The 21,296-nt window shown below is 38.5% G+C and carries 9 protein-coding genes; 3 read left to right on the forward strand and 6 right to left on the reverse strand.

Features of this window, described 5'->3' with window-relative positions; translation table 11 throughout:
- The first annotated feature begins 121 nt into the window (after window positions 1-121).
- Genes BSF41_RS00330 through BSF41_RS00340 form a run of 3 tightly spaced genes read left to right on the forward strand, consistent with a single transcriptional unit; the run spans window position 122 to window position 13,862 of the window.
- Window positions 122-10,942: a gliding motility-associated C-terminal domain-containing protein gene (locus BSF41_RS00330; protein ID WP_095927547.1), complete on the forward strand. Its 10,821-nt coding sequence runs from the start codon at window positions 122-124 to the stop codon at window positions 10,940-10,942.
- Between the two features lie 55 nt (window positions 10,943-10,997).
- A complete protein-coding gene (locus BSF41_RS00335) occupies window positions 10,998-11,921 on the forward strand; it encodes a type IX secretion system membrane protein PorP/SprF (RefSeq protein ID WP_172426830.1) in 924 nt (307 codons plus the stop codon).
- Between the two features lie 12 nt (window positions 11,922-11,933).
- Window positions 11,934-13,862 (forward strand): OmpA family protein, encoded by a 1,929-nt coding sequence (locus BSF41_RS00340; protein WP_095927549.1) that lies wholly within the window; start codon window positions 11,934-11,936, stop codon window positions 13,860-13,862.
- A 99-nt stretch (window positions 13,863-13,961) separates the two neighbouring features.
- On the opposite strand, the gene BSF41_RS00345 is transcribed toward BSF41_RS00340, so the two are convergent.
- The 6 genes from BSF41_RS00345 to BSF41_RS00370 form a co-directional block, all read right to left on the reverse strand.
- Window positions 13,962-14,375, reverse strand: coding sequence for a 3-hydroxyacyl-ACP dehydratase FabZ family protein (locus tag BSF41_RS00345; RefSeq protein ID WP_095927837.1), 414 nt, complete (start codon window positions 14,373-14,375; stop codon window positions 13,962-13,964).
- 145 nt (window positions 14,376-14,520) lie between these two features.
- Window positions 14,521-15,501, reverse strand: a complete 981-nt coding sequence (locus tag BSF41_RS00350; RefSeq protein ID WP_095927550.1) for a glycoside hydrolase family 43 protein — start codon at window positions 15,499-15,501, stop codon at window positions 14,521-14,523.
- Window positions 15,502-15,705: 204 nt separating this feature from the next.
- Window positions 15,706-16,884, reverse strand: a complete 1,179-nt coding sequence (locus BSF41_RS00355; RefSeq protein ID WP_095927551.1) for an aldose epimerase family protein — start codon at window positions 16,882-16,884, stop codon at window positions 15,706-15,708.
- A gap of 23 nt (window positions 16,885-16,907) precedes the next feature.
- Window positions 16,908-17,930 (reverse strand): family 43 glycosylhydrolase, encoded by a 1,023-nt coding sequence (locus BSF41_RS00360; protein WP_095927552.1) that lies wholly within the window; start codon window positions 17,928-17,930, stop codon window positions 16,908-16,910.
- Window positions 17,931-18,029: 99 nt separating this feature from the next.
- A complete protein-coding gene (locus BSF41_RS00365; protein WP_095927553.1) occupies window positions 18,030-19,838 on the reverse strand; it encodes a glycoside hydrolase family 2 protein in 1,809 nt (602 codons plus the stop codon).
- Window positions 19,839-20,192: 354 nt separating this feature from the next.
- Window positions 20,193-21,215 carry a glycoside hydrolase family 43 protein gene (locus tag BSF41_RS00370; protein WP_095927554.1) on the reverse strand — a complete coding sequence of 341 codons (1,023 nt, stop codon included), beginning with the start codon at window positions 21,213-21,215 and terminating at the stop codon, window positions 20,193-20,195.
- Window positions 21,216-21,296 lie beyond the last annotated feature (81 nt).

The following is a 21,296-nucleotide window of genomic DNA, read 5'->3' on the forward strand; positions in this document are numbered from 1 at the left end:
CTTTAAATTTGAGTAACCCCAAATATATTCAAATCTTAACTACAATTAAATGCTCAAAATCAATTTATTAATTTCGAGGTAGTTGTAATTTGCTGTGCTGCCTTTTCATTCCTGATTGCTTATGGCACAATTTTATTTTTCTTGGAGAATTTTTACTTTATCAAAAAAACTGGGTTTTGCTGGCTTATTACTTTTTCTTATTACTTTTCAAGCAAATGCGCAAAACTGTACTGTAAACGCTGGAGTTTTAAATGTTACCATTTGTGCAACCGATGCATTGGTTTTAACTGGGAATAATCCTAGCCCAATTATCGGTACAGTCAAATGGACTCAAATCTCTGGGCCAGCTGTAACTATTAATTCGCCAACTAGCCCAAGTACTACCATTTCTGGCTACACAGGAGGAAATACCTATATTTTTAGATATAGCGCAACTTGTAGTGACGGAATTACAGCCTATCAGGATAAAGTCGTAAATGTTGAGCCTATAACTATGGCAAATGCAGGAGGCAACATTACGAGTTGTCCTAATAGCACTGGAAATTTATCTATAACAGCAAACGCACCTCAAAACACTGGAGAAACAGGCCATTGGGAAATTGTTGGCGCTAATAATGCAGGAGTGGTAATTAATTTTCCGAATCTGCCTACCTCAACGATAACTTTGCCTGCTACAAGCTGTGGCGTTACAACACTACAATGGGTTATTGAAGGGCCAGAATATGCTCCTGGACAGCGTTGCAGAACTACTTCTCAAATAACAGTAACCAATTATGGAGGTGTTAAACCCGTTTCTGCAGGACCAGATCAAACGCTAAGCAATTGTTACACTACAACACAAAACACTAATCTTAATGCAACTTATGGCGGCTGCGGTCTTAACGGACAAAATGGACAGTGGACATTTGTAAGCGGTCCAAATACGCCAACCATTGCCAATCCTAACGCTAATAATACAGGAGTTTCAAATCTTGTTCAAGGAACTTATACTTTCAGATGGACGGTAACTGGACCTTGTGCTTCTGGCAATGATTTGGTTGTAATTAATGTTCCAGCGGCGACACAAGACGTTACGACTCTTCCTGGCGGTGATGAAAATATTTTCTTTTGCGACAATACAATTACGCAAGTAACTTTAGCAGCACAAACTCCTCTTTATGCTGGTGAAACTGTTCAATGGACACAAATAGCGGGAGACACTGGCGCTGTAATAGCTGCTCCAACAAACCCAACAACATTAGTTACAAATATATCAGATCAAGGTGATCCATATACTTTTAGATATACGCTTACTAATAGCAATACAGGCTGTATTTTTACTAAAGATTATCATGTACAATTTAACGGAGCAACTAGAACCATTGTTGCTAACAACGGAGATGACATGGTGGGAAGCTGTGATGCAACAGTATTTACTATTCCGCTTACGGTTACAGGATCAGGAGTAAATCAGTACCGAATTGTAAGCGGTCCAGCTAACTCACCTCTTGCCCCCTTTCCCACTGCTTTGCAAGATGTTGGAAATTCTCTAACTCTAACTCTTACTGTAGCAGGAGATTATACCGTTGAATTTATCAGAAGTCAAGACGGTTCACTTACTTCTGGCTGTGATTACGGTTTTGATACTTTGAATATTCTTGCCTCTGGCGACCCGACCCCTTCTAATGCCGGATCTGATGTAAGTTTGCCATGCGGTGATACCAGTACAATGCTTTCTGGGGTTGCTACAGGTGATGGTATGCATTTTTGGAGTCAGCTTAGTGGTCCTAATCAAGCTGTAATTGCCGATAACTTTGCCATAGATACTCAGGTAACAGGTCTTATACCTGGGTCTTATGTTTTTCAATATATAACAAAAGGTGGCGGTGCTACTTGCGGTTTTTCTGTATCTTCAGTAACCATTCATGTATCTGATACTTCATTGAGCACTCCAAATGCTGGACCAGACGAAGTAGTCTGTGCAAGTTCGCAAGTACCTATGTCGGCAACACCTGCACAAAGTGGGGAAATTGGAACTTGGAGCCAAATTTCAGGACCTAGTACAGTTGTCTTCTCCAATGTTAATGATCCTAATGCTGTTGCATCTGGTTTTACCGTTGCTGCCTCTCTTTATGAACTTCAATGGTCGATATCATATGTAAATCCAGGTCCTTCTTGCAGCGCAGCAATTTCTGATACTGTACAAATTATTACCAATAACAGTACAGCTCCAACCACTTCAGATGCCGGCCCTGATTCGTGTTATCCTAATGGTACAACCTCATTTAATCTTAGCGGAAATACAACCGATCCTCAAGATTTTGGAACATGGACCGTTGTACCGACCACGGGGGTGATTATTGCAAACATAAACGATCCAAACACTTCGGTTACGGTTGTTTCTAGCGGAACATACACTTTTACATGGGCAATAGAAAACAGACTCCGACTTTGTCTTCCTAATAAAAGTGATGTTAAAGTTACGATAGCAGACACTCCGCCAGCTACAAATGCAGGGCCTGATCAGGAAATCTGTGGCAATACCATAACAATGGCGGCCACTGCAAGTGCGGGAGGGATTGGAACCTGGACAAGAATTTCTGGTGTAGGAAGCTATACCATAAGTGATATACATGATCCAAATGCTGTCTTTACGTTTACCTATAGCGGCTATTATATATTTAGATGGACAATAGAAGTCGAGGTCTGTGGTCAAGCATTCGATGATGTTAATTTAACTATCGGTATTCCGCCCCATCAAGCTGTTGCAGGACCAGATCAAAATGTCTGTGCCAGTACCAGCGTTACAATGGCAGGAAGTACTTATGATAGTTTTTTTGAAACAGGCCAATGGTCAGTGTTGACTGGTGCTCCTAATCAGCCCAATATTGTTGATCCGACTAATCCAAATACGGTAATTAACGGACTTGCAGCAGGTACATATACTTTTAGATGGACTATTACAGCCAAAAGTATCTTTTTATGTCAGGGTACTTTTGATGATATGGTTGTGGTAGTAACGCCAACGGCAGATGCAGGAACTACTCAAACCTATTGCGATGTTACCAGCATTCAGCTAACAGGAAATAAAAACTCAACTGGAACTTGGACACTTACCAGCACATCTGGAAATCCAGCAGCTGTTGTTATAACGCAGACACCTCCTAATAGCTACATTGCGAATGCTACTGTTGTTCCTGGAACTAGTTATGTTTTTACTTATACGACTAGCTCTACAACTTTTCCTGATGGTTCTACTTGCCCAGGATCATCTGATTCTGTGAATGTTGAAATTTTTAGCGGAGCAAGTGTCCCGCCCAATGCGGGTCCAGATCAAACTTTATGTATTTCTGATGTTAATGGAACTGCCTCTTTAAGCGGAAATGTTCCTCCGCCAGATGTTACCACTTTTGAATGGCGTTTTGCATCTCAACCTGCTGGAAGCGTAGCTGTAATAACAACTCCCACTGCACCATTGACTACTGTTACCGGTTTAACAGTACCTGGTTTATATATTTTGGAATGGGTATTTGAAAGTCCGTCCTGCAGAACATTGTCTGACATTGTGAGAATTGTAATGAATGCTCCTCCAAGTGCAGCAAATGCAGGTCCTGATGATACTGTTGCTTGTCAAACCACTTACAAAACAGCTGCTGTGCCACCAACAGTTGGTATTGGTACATGGACATTTGATTCTCAGCCTCCCAGTGGAAATGCTGTCATTGACAATCCAAACAGTCCCGTAACTACCCTATCGAATATTAATGTTTTAGGCACTTATGTATTGACTTGGACGGTTACTAACGGTCCTTTTACCAGTCCTTCATTATGTCAGCCAACCTCAGATACTGTCAACATCACTTTTAACGATAATCCACCGACCGTAGCCAACGCCGGCCCCGATCAAGAAATCTGTAATGCTACAACAACAACGATGGCGGGGAATACTCCACTTATTGGCACAGGACTATGGACACAAGTTTCTGGACCTAATTCGGCTACAATATCAGCTCCAAATAATCCAAACTCGCTGATGTTAGGATTAATTCCTGGCACTTATACATTTAAATGGACAATAACCACAACCGGATGTATTTCTGAAGATACTGTTTTAGTGACCATTTATGCAAATCCTTCAACTGCAGAGGCAGGACCAAATCAAATAGTTCCCCAATTTACAGCTGTAAATTTAAATGCAACCGTTCCTACAGTCGGCACTGGTCAATGGAGTCAGGTTTCTGGGCCAAGCGTTATAGGTTTTATGGATGTAAACTCTCCTACTTCAGCAGTAACCGGAACTGTTCCTGGAATATATACTCTACAATGGACTGTCAGTAATGGTAACTGTGCTGTTTCATCAGATACTATGAACCTAACCATTTTATCGATTGCAGATCTTGAATTGACAAAAACAGTAACACCAACAACAGGAAGCATTGGAGATGTGGTTACTTTCAATATAAATGTTTTTAATAACAACTCATTGGGCGGATCTGCTACAGCGACCAATGTTGCCATCCGTGATTATATTCCAATGGGATTTGCACTAGTTGCCGGAACGGTGACTTCAGGAGGAATCTACAATGTTGGCGATAATACCATCACTTGGAGCGGTGTAACAATTCCGAGTGGCAGTATCTTAAATTTATCATTTAAAGCTACTATTCTAGGCGGTGGATCTTATGTAAATAATGCAGAGGTTTTTGCATCCGATCAATTTGATCCTGACAGTACGCCTAACAACCAAAACCCTGCAGAAGACGATCAGGACAGCGCGACAGTAGTACTTGATGTAGCCGATTTATCACTGCAAAAAACCGTTTCTCCAGCAACTGTCAGCATAAACGATAATGTTGTATTTACCATTAGAGTGACCAACAGCGGTCCTAATAATGCAACTGGAATTACAGTATCAGACCAATTGCCTCCAGGCTATACTTATGTAAGTGACAATGGTGGCGGAAAATATAATAATGCCACAGGAATTTGGAATGTTGGCAATCTAAACAATGGAAACTCTCTTGCTTTACAAATTACAGCCAAAGTAAACGTTGTTACCTCCGCAAATGATTATATCAATACCGCTGAAATAGAAACGGCCCATCAGTTTGATCCCGACAGTACTCCTGGGAATGGATTGCCAGAAGATGATATGGCAAGTGCCAATATTACCTTAAAACAAGCTGATTTAGAACTTACTAAATCTGTAAATCCAACTTCTGCAGCAGCTGGAGAACAGGTAGCTTTTACTATCAATGTCGTTAACAATGGTCCCGGAAATGCAACTGGAGTTGCTGTAAATGATGTTATTCCTGTGGGATACACGCTTATACCTGGATCAGTATCTAATGGCGGAACCTATCAGATTGCGACGGCGACACTCGAATGGACAAATTTAACGATAGCGGCAAACTCTAATGTTGATCTGACCTTTAATGCTTTTGTAAATCCTTTAGGAAATTATTTAAATGTAGCACAAATAACAGCTAGTGATTTGCCAGATCCAGATAGCGCACCAAATAACAATGTTGCTTCTGAAGATGATCAAGACGATGCTGAAATTACTTTTATTGGTCCTTCTGCCGATTTATCTTTAACCAAAAATGTAGTTACGGGTAATACAAGTCCTGTAGTTGGAAGCCAAGTCTCGTTTGAACTTAAAATAACAAACGACGGTCCAAATAATGCAACTGGAGTACAGGTAACCGATTTACTGCCTTCTGGTTTTCAATACGTAAATTACAGTTCGTCTGCTGGAACATATGACAGTACTACTGGAGTATGGAATGTTGGTACGGTCGATGTTGGCGTTACAGAATCACTTATCCTAGATGCAAAAGTATTGCCAACAGGAGATTACAAAAATATAACACAAGTTACTGCCAGTAATCTTCCTGATCCTGATAGTACGCCTAATAATGACGATGGAGATCAAAGCGAAGATGACGAAGACAGTGTGGTGCTAACTCCTATACTGCCAGCAGCCGATTTATCATTGACAAAAACATTGAGTAATGCTACTCCTTTGGTAGGCTCTGTGGTAACGTTTACTATTATCACCACTAATAGTGGTCCGCAAGATGCAGCCCAAGTTCAAGTAACCGATTTACTGCCTTCTGGATATACTTTCACTACTTTTAATGCTACAAGCGGAACTTATGACAGTACAACTGGTTTATGGACACTAGACATATTAGAAAGCAGTGAATCTGAGACATTACAGATTAATGCAATAGTTAATCCAACAGGAGATTATACGAATATTGCAGAAGTCACCAATAGTGATACTCCAGATCCTGACTCTACACCCAATAACGGAGTGCCAACAGAAGACGATTATGGAACTGCAACCACTACTCCTATTCCACAATCCTCAGATCTATCTTTAACTAAAACCGTTAATAATACTACACCTTTAGTAGGTTCGTTAGTTACTTTTGAAGTAGTTGTAACCAATAATGGCCCTCAGGACAACTTTGGCGTACAAGTGACAGATATTCTTCCGTCTGGATATACTTTTACTGGATTTACCATTTCTACAGGAACTTACGATACGACTACAGGAATATGGACAGTGGGTAATTTAGTTACCGGTGATTCAGAAACACTTCAAATTGTAGCGAGGGTAAACCCAAGTGGCGATTATACGAATAAAGCCGAGGTCACAGCTGCTAATCTTCCCGACCCAGACTCGACTCCAAATAATGGAGTTACAACCGAAGACGATTACGCAGAAGTTACAACAGTTCCTGTTCCAACATCGGCAGATTTATCTTTAACTAAAACCATAAATAATGCTGCTCCACTTGTGGGTTCGCAGGTAACTTTCAGTATTCAAGTAACCAATTCTGGTCCACAAGAAGCAAATTCTGTGGCTGTTACCGATTTACTGCCTTCTGGATATACTTACGCATCCTATAGCGCAACAACCGGAAGTTATGATTCGTCAACAGGAGTTTGGACAGTTGGAAATATGCCTATTTCAGATTCTTATACTTTACAAATAACAGCTACTGTTAATGCTAATGGAAACTACACCAATAGTGCCGAAGTTACAGCAAGCAGTCAGCCTGATCCTGATTCTACGCCAAATAACGGAGTTACCACAGAAGATGATTACGCAGAAGCCACAACGGTTCCTGTTCCAGCATCAGCCGATTTATCATTAACTAAAACAGTAAATAACGCAACTCCTCTTGTAGGTTCTCAAGTAATTTTCAACCTTCAGGTAAGCAATGATGGGCCTCAAGCAGCAGATGGTGTTGCTGTAACCGATTTACTGCCTTCTGGTTACACCTATAGCTCTTATAATGCAACCGCTGGAAGTTATAATTCTTCAACAGGTTTATGGACCGTTGGAAATGTCGCAATTGGTGCTACTCATACTTTACAAATAACAGCGGTAGTAAATACTGCAGGAAACTACACTAATACAGCCGAAATTACAGCAAGTAATCAGCCTGATCCGGACAGTACCCCTAATAATGGAGTTACCACAGAAGATGATTATGCAACAGCGGCAACTACTCCAACAGCTCTTTCTTCTGATCTTTCGTTAACCAAAACGGTTAGCGATTCAACTCCAATTGTTAATACAGAAATTACATTTGAAATAATTGTTACCAATAGCGGGCCAGAGGACAATACAGGTGTTCAGGTAACCGACTTACTGCCTGCAGCATTTACCTTTACTAGATATACCGTTTCAAGAGGAACTTATGATCCAGCAACAGGTTTATGGAATATTGGAAACTTGCCAAAAAATCAATCAGAAACACTGCAAATTGCAGCAATAGCAAATGCAATTGGAAATTTTGTGAACATAGCAGAAGTAACCGCAGCTGGTCTTCCTGATCCTGATTCAACTCCAAACAACGGAGCAATATTGGAAGATGACTATGCAATTGCTCCAGTAGGTGTGAGAGCAGATACACCTCCTCCGCCGCCAGTTTCTGATTTATCATTGACAAAGACAGTTAATAATTCTGTACCGTTAGTTGGTTCTCAAGTTACTTTTGAAGTTATAATTACCAACAGCGGAAAAGATGACAATAAAGGGGTGCAAGTTACAGATTTGCTCCCTTCCGGATATACAATTACTGGATATACAATTTCTACAGGAACCTATACGCCAGCAACAGGTTTATGGAACGTTGGTAATATCGTAAACGGAAAATCTGAAACTCTTCAAATTACAGCAACTGTAAACGCCTCTGGAAATTACACTAATATCGCAGAAGTAACTGCAGCTGATTATGAAGATCCTGACTCAACTCCAAACAACGGAGTTACCACAGAAGATGATTATGCATCAGTAACAACTACTCCAAACCCATTAGCGGCCGATTTATCTTTAACTAAAACTGTAAATAATGCGACGCCACTTATAGATACGCAGGTCATTTTTGAAGTAATTGCAACCAATAATGGCCCTCAAAATACTACAGGAGTGGAAGTGACAGATTTACTACCTTCTGGATATACTTTTACTAACTACAGCACCACAAAAGGAACTTACAATCCAGCAACTGGAAAATGGGTAATTGGTTCATTCTTAAACGGAGATTCGCAAGTATTACGCATAACCGCTGTTGTAAATCCGACAGGAGATTATGCAAATATTGCCGAAGTTACTGCTAGTAATCTACCAGACCCTAATTCGACTCCAAATAACGGAATCACAACAGAAAATGATTATGCTGAAATTGCAACAACTCCTGTTGTTCCTATGGCCGATTTATCACTTACAAAAGCCGTAGTCGGCGGTAATTTTAGTCCAATATTTGGTGCTACCGTTACTTTTGAAATAACCGTAAAAAACAGTGGTCCGCAAACTGCAACAGGTGTTCAAGTAAAAGATTTGTTGCCGAGCGGTTACGAATATGTCGTATACAGCTCAACAGCTGGGCAATATTTTAATACCACTGGAATATGGGATATTGGAACTATACCAACAGGAAGTTCAGAATCTTTACTCATAGGCGCAAAAGTGAACACAACAGGTGATTATAATAATATTGCCGAGGTTTATGCTTCAAATGAACCGGATCCAGATTCAACACCAAATAATAATGTTAGCGGTGAAGATGATATAAGTTCTGTATTATTAACGCCAGTTCCTGCTGTAGCAGATCTTTCTATTGAGAAAAAAGTAATCAATAACATACTTAATCCTGCTGTAGGATCGCAGATTTCATTCTCCATAACATTAACCAACTCAGGTCCAAGCAATGCTACTGGAATTATTGTCAAAGATGTACTTCCTTCTGGATATGATTATATTTTCTATAATTCGACTTCGGGAGCTTATAATCCGGCAACAGGAGAATGGACTCCTGGAATTATACTTGCTGGCAATAGTCATACTTTAATTTTAAATGTTTTTGTAAAAGCTCCAACAGGTACTGCAGACGAATATTTAAATATAGCAGAAATTATGACGGCAGATCAACATGATCCAGACAGTACACCAGGCAACGGAATTGCGACAGAAGATGATTACGACAGTATTTCTGTTACGCCTGTAATTGTAATGGCAGATTTATCTATTAAAAAAACAGCTCTTAATCAGGATGCCGTTCATGATGTGGGCTCAACGGTTATTTTCACAGTTACCGTTACGAATGATGGGCCTGCAGATGCATCTGGTGTACGAGTAAAAGATTTGCTTCCTCCTGGATTTACCTATCAAACAAGTAGTCCTACAAGTGGTTTGTACAATTATGTGACAGGTATTTGGAATGTCGGAAATATTCCAACGGGAACTGATCAATCATTAGATATTTATACCACAGTGAATAAGCCTTCGGGTCTAGCAGGCGAATACACCAATATAACCGAAGTTATAGCCAGTAACCTACCCGATCCTGATTCGACTCCAAATAACGGGGTTACAACAGAGGACGATTATGATAGTTTACAAATTAAAATTGCCGTTGCCGATTTAAGTCTTGAAAAAACAGCCAGCAACAAAAACGCCAATGTAAACGAAGTGGTAACATTTACTATTCAGATTAACAATGAAGGGCCTAGCACCGCTACCGGAGTTGCTGTTGAAGACTTGATACCGCTTGGATTCAAGAACATTTCAAATATCAATAATGGAGGTGTTTTTAGCAAAAATATTATCAAATGGGTCGATTTGACTGTTCCTGTAGGAGGCATTACACTAACCTATGAGGCAACTGTTGCCAATCCGTTTGGACTGGAAAGTGTTGATTTTGTTAATATCGCTCAGGTAACTGCAAGCAATCAATTTGATCCAGATTCGACTCCAAATAACGATAACGGAGATCAAAGCGAAGATGATGAAGATTCTGAATTTATCAATATCCCTTCCACTGATATAGCGATTAACAAGGAAGTCGATAAAACAGATGTTCCTATGGATACTCAAGTAACCTTTACCATCACAGCAGAAAACTTAGGCAATCTAACGGCAACAAACGTAGAAGTTAATGATGCTTTACCTAAAGGATATTCATTAGTAAATTCAACTGTAAGTTCAGGAACTTATGATCCTAAAACCGGTATTTGGAGCATTCCATCAATCAATGCCGGAGCTGTACAAACGCTAAGTTTAACGGTTAAAGTGGTCGATTTTAATGATTATCTGAACACTGCGCATTTGACAAAACTGGATCAGATAGACACCAATTCGGCAAACAATCAGGATAGCGCGACTGTTTCGCCAAACTGTCTGAAAATCTATAACGAGTTTTCACCAAATGATGATGGCCAGAACGATTTCTTCTACATCGATTGTATCGAAAGATATCCTAATAATCAGCTGGAAATCTTTAACCGCTGGGGTAATTTGGTTTACTACCAAAAAGGCTATAAAAACACTTGGGACGGAAAAGCGGAAGGTTCTGCCAAAACGCTTCCTGAAGGCACCTATTTCTATATCTTGGATTTAGGAGACGGATCTAAAAAAACCTCTGGATGGCTTTACCTCAAATAGAACCATTCAGAAAATGAAAAGTTTAAGAATAGGATTAACCAAAATAAAATTGGCTATGATTAAAAATATAAAAAAGGTTTTCGCGATAATAACTCTATTCTCGGCATATGGAGCCTTTGCACAGCAAGACCCGCAATACACGCAGTATATGTACAATACACTCACCGTAAACTCGGCATATGCCGGTTCGTTGGGACATTTAGCCATAACAGGAATTTACAGAACACAATGGGTTGGTATTGAAGGAGCTCCAGACACGCAAAGTTTTTCATTAGATACTCCAGTCGGGAAAAATGTAGGTCTGGGAATTTCGATCGTAAACGAAGAAATTGGACCCACAGAAGAACAATATTTGGATGCCAATTTCTCATATACCATCAAATCTGGCGAAACCCACAAACTTTCCTTTGGTATAAAAGGCGGCGGTCGCGTTATTAATATCGACTGGTCTAAAGGAAGCTACAAAGATCCCGATGTGCAATTTCGTGAAAACATTACCAATAAATTCCTTCCTGTAGTTGGCGCTGGATTGTATTGGCACGGAGAAAGAGATTACATCGGACTTTCCGTTCCGAATTTCATGACCCGCGAACGTTATACTTATGATGATATCAGCGAAGATTTAGTCAATCAGAGAATACATGTTTATCTTATTGGAGGTTATGTTTTTGACCTTTCGGCACATACCAAATTCAAACCCGCTGTTTTCCTAAAATATGTGGCCGGCGCTCCAATTATTGCCGATATATCAGCCAATTTTATGTTCAACAATGCTCTAACGCTCGGTGTTTCCTATCGCACATCAGACTCCGTAAGCGGTCTGGTCGGAATCCAGATTACACCAATGATTATGGCTGGTTATGCCTACGATTATACAACCACCGCTTTGCAAAATTACAATAGCGGTACGCACGAAATTATGCTTCGTTTTGAACTGGTTTCACGCAAAAAAGGATTAAAATCACCAAGATTCTTTTAATACGGATAGTCTATGAAAAGAACAATTACTATACTCGCATTATTGGTTATACAGCTGATTCATTCACAAACCAAAAACAAAACTGCCGATGCTCTTTTTGATAAGATGTATTATGTGGAAGCTGCAAAATCGTATGAGCTTTCCATAAATAATGGTGATGCTTCCAAAGAAACGCTTCAGCGACTTGGGGATGCTTATTATTTTAATACCAGAATGTCAAGCGCTTCAAAATGGTACGGAAAGCTGATTGCTGAATATCCAAATGAGGTTTCTGCCGAATATCTTTTTCGTTACGCACAGTCGCTGCAGGGAATTCAGAATTATGATCTGGCTAAAAAATGGATGAAGAGCTTCGCCGAAAAACAAAAATCGACCGATGCTAGAGCGAAGAACTTCTCGCTAAAAAATGTCACATTAGAAGATATCGAAAACATAAAACCTTCTTTTATACTAGAAAACTTAGACATCAACTCTACTTATTCTGATTTTGGTCCGATGTATTACAAAGGCGATTTAGTTTATTCGACAACAGTCGATTCTTCGTATTTAAAAACAGACAGATACGGATGGAACGATCAGCCTTATTTAAATATGCAGCTGGGCAAAATAAGCGAAACACAATCGAATGTGACTTTTAAAGAACGTTTCGGAAAAGACATTACAACCAAGTATCACGAAGCCTGTATCGCCTTTTCTCCCGATGAAAAAACGATTTATTTTACCCGAAACAATTATAACGGAAAACTGAAACGAGATAATAAAGGCATCAATAATCTTAAAATTTATTCGGCAACAGCTGTAGAAAGCGAAAATGGCGCCACAAATTGGACCAATATTCAGGAACTGCCTTTTAACAGCGACAGTTATTCCGTAGGGCATCCTGCGGTAAGTAAAGACGGAAAAAAGCTCTATTTCGTGTCGGATATGCCTGGAACAATTGGTTCGACAGATATTTTTGTAGTCGATATTTTAGGCAATAATCAATTCTCTGAACCCAAAAATTTAGGCGAAAAAATAAACACAACAGGACGCGAAATGTTTCCGTACATCACCGATCAAGCATTGTATTTTTCTTCTGACGGATTTTTAGGTTTAGGAGGTCTAGACGTATTCGAAAGCAGAATAAACGATGGCGTTTTTGACACACCAGCAAATTTGGGAGCGCCATTAAACAGCAATCGAGACGATTTTGGCTATATCGTTAACGAAGCGACCAATAAAGGTTTTGTCTGTTCGAATAGAAAAACAGGAAAAGGCGATGATGACATTTACTCTTTTGAAAGATCTTGCAATCAAGCCATAAGCGGTTATGTTTTTGATGCCATTTCAAACAACAGAATTGCAGGTGCCATGGTAACGCTGAAAAATGCAAACGGAATAAAAGTGGCCGAAACTGTTTCTCAATTGGACGGAATATACGATTTCAATAACAATGTAAATTGCAATACTCCTTATACGATTGAAGTTACAAAAGAGAATTATAATGCCAATACTAAAGCAATCGTAACAGCAAACAGTTCTGGAAAAACAGAAGCTCTTGTAGGCTTAGATCCTGCTTTAATTGTTCGCGAAAATGGAGTTCTAAAAATAAAAATCGGAATTATTTTCTTTGATTTAGATAAATCTGATATTCGTTATGATGCTGCAATAGAACTTAATAAAGTAGTTCTCTTAATGCATCAGTACAACACGGTTGTGATCAAAATCGAATCGCATACCGACTCCCGTGCCAACGACCAATACAATCTCGAATTATCTGACCGAAGAGCAAAAGCTACAAGAGATTATCTAATTTCTCAAGGAGTTGCACCAGAAAGAATAGAAAGCGCAATTGGCTACGGAGAAACCCAATTAATCAACAATTGCTCCAACGGAGTTCCCTGCACAGAAGCACAACACCAAATCAACCGCCGAAGCGAATTCATCATCACAAAAATGTAAAAAGAAAAGCGTCCCAAGATTATCTCAGGACGCTTTCTTTATTTCTCAATCGCTCTTGCCTCTACCAGATCTTTTCTCTTGCTTCTATTCTCTATTCTCCTACTGCAACTTCACACACATCCATTCCCCTTTCATAATCAATCTATCCTCATCAAAAGCTTCACCCGATTGTTTTATGATTTTTTCGCTTGTGCGAATGTTTTTTACAACAAATTTAACGAGTTTATTGAACTCAACACCCGCAAAAAATTCAACATTATCCATACTAACCAATCCAAAAACGCCATCTGCAATCCCTAAAAGCTTTATACCTGCACCGCCACATTGTGCCATCGCTTCAATCAAAATAGTTCCCGGAACAAAATTAAAATCGGGAAAACTGCCCTGAAGCCAGGCATCTTTATCTGTAAACGTCTTTAAACCAACGATTGTGTCTGTGGTATAAGAAATAATTTCATCTACAAAGAGAAATGGAGCACGATGCGGAATTAAATCTTCTATTTTTTTAGTCATGTCTGTAATTTTTAACAATGTACGAATCTGAACTGAAATAGACAATATTAAAATGGCATCTGTGTTAAAAGCAGGTTAAAATGTTAAAAAAAGGGCCAACTCAAATTGAGTCAGCCCCGCGTTATCAACCCTAAAATCACAAGCTTTATTCTTGCAATAAAACAAAACTTTTAGCATCTGCTTTGATTTTATTTCCTTCAAAATCAATATCGATTATTCCTGCTTTTCTTGGAGAAACACCGCTATTGCTAAAATGTGTATGCAGTACATACTTCATTTTTCCGTTTGTATCATAGAAAACATCACCGTGACCTACTCCATTTATCCCCACATCTTTTCGGCTGATTATCGGGCTTTCAGTTGCTTTTTCCCAAGGTCCAAACGGACTCTTAGCTGTTGCATAACCTACTGCATAATCAGGGTTTCTAAAATCGTTTGCAGAATAAATCATGTAATACAAATCATTGTGTTTCAATACCGTTGGTCCTTCTGTAACTGGCCAAGAAACATTCTGGGTATTTTCCCACGGAAGACCGCCAGAAATACATTCTTTAAGGGTTTCTTCTTTAATTCCAGACCAGTCATCTTTAAGTTCCGCTACAAAAATTCGGTTTCCATTGGTCAAACGCACGTGATAAAGGTATTTTTTGCCGTCCTGATCAACAAAAAAGAAAGGATCGATCTGATTGCCCGAATTAAACATTGGAGTCTTAGAATCGTTTTTAAATGGCCCAAGCGGACTATCACTGCTTGCAATGGCAATATTCTCATCGGCGGTATAAATCATATGAAATTTATTGTTGTATTTAAAAACCTGCGGTGCCCAAAAACCTTTCGTCCCATAAGCGTCTCCTTTTTTTAATGCTAAACCATTTTGTGCTCCAACAGGCCCTTTCCATTTTTTCAAATCAGAAGAAGTGTACACCTGAAAACCTTCTCCGTTAGGAAAATCTCCCGTTGTGGTTCCGTACAAATGATAAACTCCATTTTCGTGAAAAATGGTCGGATCTGCCAACAAGATTGGTTTGTCTTTTGAAGCTGTTTTTTTGCCAGTTTCTTTCTCTTGAGAACAGCAAACAAAGACACAAAACAGACTTAAAAGCGTAAAATATTTTTTTATCTTCATTATTAAACTTTTTATTTAATTAATTCTATTTAAAAACTAAAAATCAAATAGTTAATGATACACTATAGAAAACCTCTATAATGGAAATTCATACTAAAAACCATTATTTTACTCAAAAATTCTCATCTTAATTTCGAAAAAAATAAGCTCTAAAATCTTCCTTAAAAAATGGTTCTTTAATCCTAACTTCTAACTCAAAACTTATTACTTTTCAGATGAAAATTGATACAAAGAAACCGTATGATACTTCTCTCCTGCTTTTAATGTTATTTGAGGGAATTTTGGCTGATTTGGCGCATCAGGAAAGTGCTGTGTCTCTAAGGCAAAAGCAGTTCTAAAATCATCCTTAACACCTGATTTAAAGGTGTTTTTACTCTGCATAAAATTTCCGCTATAAAATTGAAGTCCAGGCTCTTCTGTATAAATATATAAAGTAATACCTGAAATATCTCCTTTTATGGTTGCAGCATGAATAAATCCATCTTTTTTCGTTGACCTAAGCACGTAATTGTGGTCATAACCTTTTCCGAATTTGAGCTGTTCGTCTTTGGTTTCTATTCTTTCGCCAATTTTATGTTTTGATGTAAAATCGAATGGCGTATTTTTTACCGATTTCAATTCTCCCGTCGGAATCAAACCTTCATCAACTGGTGTAAATTTGTCTCCGTAAATCTGTAATTCATGATTTAAAATTGTCCCGCTTCCCTCTCCATTCAAATTGAAAAAGGCATGATTAGTTAAATTGACAATTGTAGTTTTATCCGTCGTCGCTTCGTATTCCATTTTTACAGCATTGTTATCTGTGATCGAATAAGTCACTTTTACATTCAGATTTCCAGGAAAGCCTTGTTCTCCATCTGGCGAAGCATATGTAAAAACCAAAGTATTACCGTTTGTCTTTTCAGCATTCCAAACAACATCCTGAAACCCTTTTACACCACTGTGTAAAGCATTTTTCCCATTATTAAGCGGAATCTGATAGTGCTTTCCTTCGAGTGTAAATTTGCCTAATGCAACTCTGTTGCCAACTCTTCCAATTGTAGCGCCAAAGTAAGGTTCTGTGGCGTTTTTAAAGCCCTTTGCACTGTTCATTCCAACAACAACATCAGTCGGTTTTCCGTTTTTATCTTTAACCCATAAACCTATTAATCGCCCACCATAGTTGGTAAAAGCAGCTTTTATATCTTTATTTTCGATCCAATACAAACTGACTTTTTTACCATCAATGATTGTGTCGAAGTTTTTAGTCTCTAAAACCGTTTTTACTGTATCTGATTTGATTTCTGAGTTTTCTTTTGAAACAATATTTTCTTTTTTACTGTCTTTACAGCTGAATTGAAAAAGTGCCAGCAACAAAAGTGTAGCAATTTGAATGTTTTTCATTTTTATCTTTTTTGAAAATGATTTTAATTTGATGGAATAGCCAATGACATTCCTTCGCTAACTGGCTCGCCTAAAACAGGAAATCCGTTTGCATCCCAGTCAATTTTCTGCATTCTTGGCGATCTTTTGTTCCCGCAACCTTCGCCCGGGTTTGAGTTAGCGTGATACAGAATCCAATCTTCTTTTCCATCAGGAGATTTAAAGAATGAATTGTGTCCTGGCGCATACACCTTGTTGATTGAAGATTGTTTGAAAATAGGCTCAGGAGATTTCTTCCAAGCATTCGCATCTAGCAAATTTTCTCCGCCGTTAAATGTTAACAATCCTAAAGCATAGAAATCAGTCCAGCATCCGCTTGCCGAGAAAACAATAAAGATTTTACTGTTTCTTTCTAAAAATTGTGGACCTTCGTTCACATTCACCTGCGGCGGATTTACCTCATCATGCAAAGCGCCGTGTGTTTCCCAATCGTTTGTTGGCGCAGAAATCATAACACGATCGCCATCAATCTCAAGCGGATTTTTCATTTTGGCAATGTAAATATTCTGCTGACCGTTTTTATCTCCTGCCCAGCCTGCCCAAATCATGTAAAGCTGTTTTTTATACTCGAATACATTCCCATCAATTGCCCATTTATCGGTTTTCGCAGCAATTTTACCTTTAAACTCAAATTTTCCTTTAAACGGATCTGATGATTTATTTTCTAAAACATACATTCTGTGATTGTTATTATCGCCATTATCGGCTGCAAAATAGCAATACCACTTTCCGTTGATGATATGAAACTCTGGCGCCCAGATTTCTGCCGAATAATTGGTGTTTTTGGGTGGTGTCCAAATCACTTTGCTTTCGGCATTTTTGATATCAGAAAGGTCTTTTGTTTTCCACAACACCAATTTATTTCCAAGCGTGTTGGTATAGTAATAATAGCCTTTGTAATACGTGCTGTAAGGATCTGCTCCCGATGGCAGAATGGGGTTTGTGAATGTTTTTTGCTGTGCAAAACTTATTGTTGTGAACAGAAAAAGGATTAGATATTTTTTCATTTTTAATTTTTTGTTAGTCTTTGAATTTTCTCTCGCAGATTTTGCAGATTTTTTTTATCAGTGTAATCTGCCAAATCTGCGGGAGAAATAAATTTAATTCTAATTCAAAGCATTCATAACCTCCGTATTAATTTTATTCACCGCTTTAAAATCCATTTTGTCTACTTTTCGATCATAAGTCATAAAACCGTTTACTTCACCTTCAACATCTGTTGTCTGTGTGTAGACTGCTGCCGAGAATCCCGTTTTAACGTATTTTCGAAGCGTTTCCGCGTACTTTAGGTATTCAGTGGTAACTTCACTTGCATTTTTAAATTTAATGTAACCCCAGTTGTCATTTGCCCTCCATAAATGCCCTTCCAACGGAAGTCCGATTCCGCCATACTCTCCCAAGACTGTAACTCTTCGGGCATCGTACAAATACATTTCTGGCCCTGGATAATTATGCAAATCCAAAATATCGCCCGTCTGGAAGTGATTTCCACCGCTCGCAGAATTAATCAAACGCGTTGAATCATGTTTTTTTGTCCATTCTGTAATTTCAACGGTTTTAAATTGTCCCCAAGCTTCGTTAAACGGAACCCAAACCACAATACTTGGATACGAATACAAATGATCCATAATCTCTCTCCACTCTTTTCTGTAGATTTCTTCAGATTTTGCCGAACGCTGTAATTCTGTTCCCGTAAAATATTTTGTGTTTTGCCAAATCGGCTGATCGTCACCGCTCGGCATATCTTGCCAAACTAGAATTCCTAACTGATCGCAATACGTATACCAACGTTCTGGCTCTACTTTTACGTGTTTACGAATCATATTAAAACCTAATTCTTTGGTTTTAATAATATCATATTTCAAAGCTTCATCAGTTGGTGCGGTGTACAATCCGTCAGGCCACCAGCCTTGGTCAAGAGGTCCAAACTGGAAATAATCTTTGTTGTTTAACTGCATTCTCACGATTCCATTTTCATCTCGTTTAGATGAAATTTTTCGCATTGCAAAATAACTTTTCACCTCATCAACGACTTTATTTTTGCTGATTAAGCGAATTTTAGTCTGATACAAAAACGGACTTTCAGGCGACCACAATTTCGGATTATTCAAAATAATATCATTGCTTTCGCCTACAACCGCTTTTTCTTTAGCAATCTCTTTTCCGTTATCGAAAACAGAAATCTCTACTAAATCTCCTTTTTCTGCTCCATTTACCTCAGCTTTAACACTAATCGTATTTTGATCAATATTTGGCGTTGTTTTTAATGCTGCAATGTTTTTAGCATTTACAGGCTCAATCCAAACCGTCTGCCAGATTCCTGTAACGGGTGTGTACCAGATTCCTTCTGGCTTTTTAACTTGTTTTCCTCTTGGCTGAGGCCCATCGTTGGAAGGATCCCAAACTTTTACTACCAATTTCTGATTTTTCCCTTTTTGGATGAATGGCGTAATATTGAACGAAAATGGTGTATATCCTCCCGTATGAGAACCGACTTTTACATCATTCACAAAAACTTCTGTTTTCCAATCTACAGCGCCAAAATGTAAAAGGATGTTTTTTCCATTCCAACCTGATTCAATCGAAAATTGGGTTTCGTACCAAAGTTCGTTTTTAGCTCCCACTTCTTTCATCACGCCAGACAAGCTCGATTCTGCCGCAAACGGAACCAGAATCTGCCCGTCATATTTTGAAGGCACGGCTTTTCCAAATTCTTGAATGCTATAATTCCACAAACCATTCAGATTTTTCCATTGGCCGCGCTCCATAATCGGACGAGGATATTCGGGTAAAGTTTTCTTAGGATCAACCTGCTCTGCCCATTTGGTTTTGATTTTATCACCTTGTGGTTTCCATTGCGCATTTACCGCAAACATGGATAACAAGGCTAAAAAAAGGATACTTTTTCTTTTCATGCTTTATATTTTTATACTTGTAAGTTTTTTAAACCATATAAGTCATGTAAGTTCATTTTAGTTTAACTCGCTAAAAAAAATGCCGAGAGCATATAAGTTTTTACTTTTATTTAAGACAAGATTTAATATGAACTTACATAACTTATATGGTGAAGATATTTACCGTAATATTTCTTCTAAATCAAAATGAATTACCGGGCTCATCTCCACATAAGCCCGATAATTACTGAACTAAACTAACTTAACTAACCAAGTTTTTTTAATTGTGAATTGTTAATGGTAAATTGTAAATTACACAGAACTTCAAAAATGAAGTTTGGAAATAATTAATCATTAACAATTTACAATTCACCATTATTTTCCGAATTTCTTCACCAAACTGTCGTATTCTTTTTTAGAGATTGTAATCATGCAGCCGTGGCGCACTTTTTCTGGAAGACTATATTTGTCCCAATCGGAGAAAAAAGTATATCCTGAGGCTTGAAACCAAGGTCCGTTTAGGTTATCTGCGATTGATAATCCGTAGGAAACACCTGGGTATTGTTCGTAATACATGTACCATATTTTGTCATCAGGAGAAGGAATTAGCATTGGCGCTTCTCTAAAGTTTGGACTGATCGATTGCTGGGGCAAAGAATAAGGGCCTAAAAGGGATTTTGATTTGGCAATTCGGATGGTTTTTCCGGTTGTCCAATACAAAGTTGGATAGGTTTCGTCTTTGATCACGGCATAATAAGAATCGCCGACTTTACGAATAAAAACATCAATCGTTCCCATATCCCAGTCGAATAAGCGTTTTGGCGTTCCTTCGAAAGTTTTTAGATCTTTAGATAAAACATACAAGGTACGCTGACTCGCCCAATAACGTTCTCCGTCTTCTTTCGTTCCTTCCAAATGTGGCGTATGCCAAGTCATGATGAATTTTTCTGAATCTTTGTCGTAATACAATTTTGGTGCACCTATTCGCTGTAAAGCATTTGAATAATCAGGAGTGCTTTTTAAATCTGGTGTATAATCAGAATGTTTTTTCCAAGTAATCAAATCATCCGAAACCCAGATATTAATGCTTTTTGCGTCGTCTCCTGTATTTCCTGCAATGTAATATTTTCCGTCTGGCCCTTTGCAGATATCGGGATGTCCTTTATAATCTTCAAAAACACGTTTTCCGTTATTCAGGTTTTCCCAATGAAGTCCGTCCAAACTAACAGAATAATACAATCTGCCGTAATCGTTATGCGTCATGTGCGCAAACAAATAAGCTTCGTTTTTTGGTTTTTCATTTCCCTTCACTTGTCCCGGCGGATCTGGTTGTTGCGCTTTCGCGGAAAATCCGACCAGAATCATCATTAGAAAAAATAAGTTCTTTATTGTTTTCATAAACTGTTTTTTTAATGTGTCAATTAGTCAATTTGATAATTAGAAAATGAGAAAATGTGGTAATTAAAAAATTAGTCAATT

Origin of the sequence: Flavobacterium sp. ACN2 (genome assembly GCF_002303885.1) — a bacterium.
In the GTDB taxonomy this organism is placed as follows: domain Bacteria; phylum Bacteroidota; class Bacteroidia; order Flavobacteriales; family Flavobacteriaceae; genus Flavobacterium.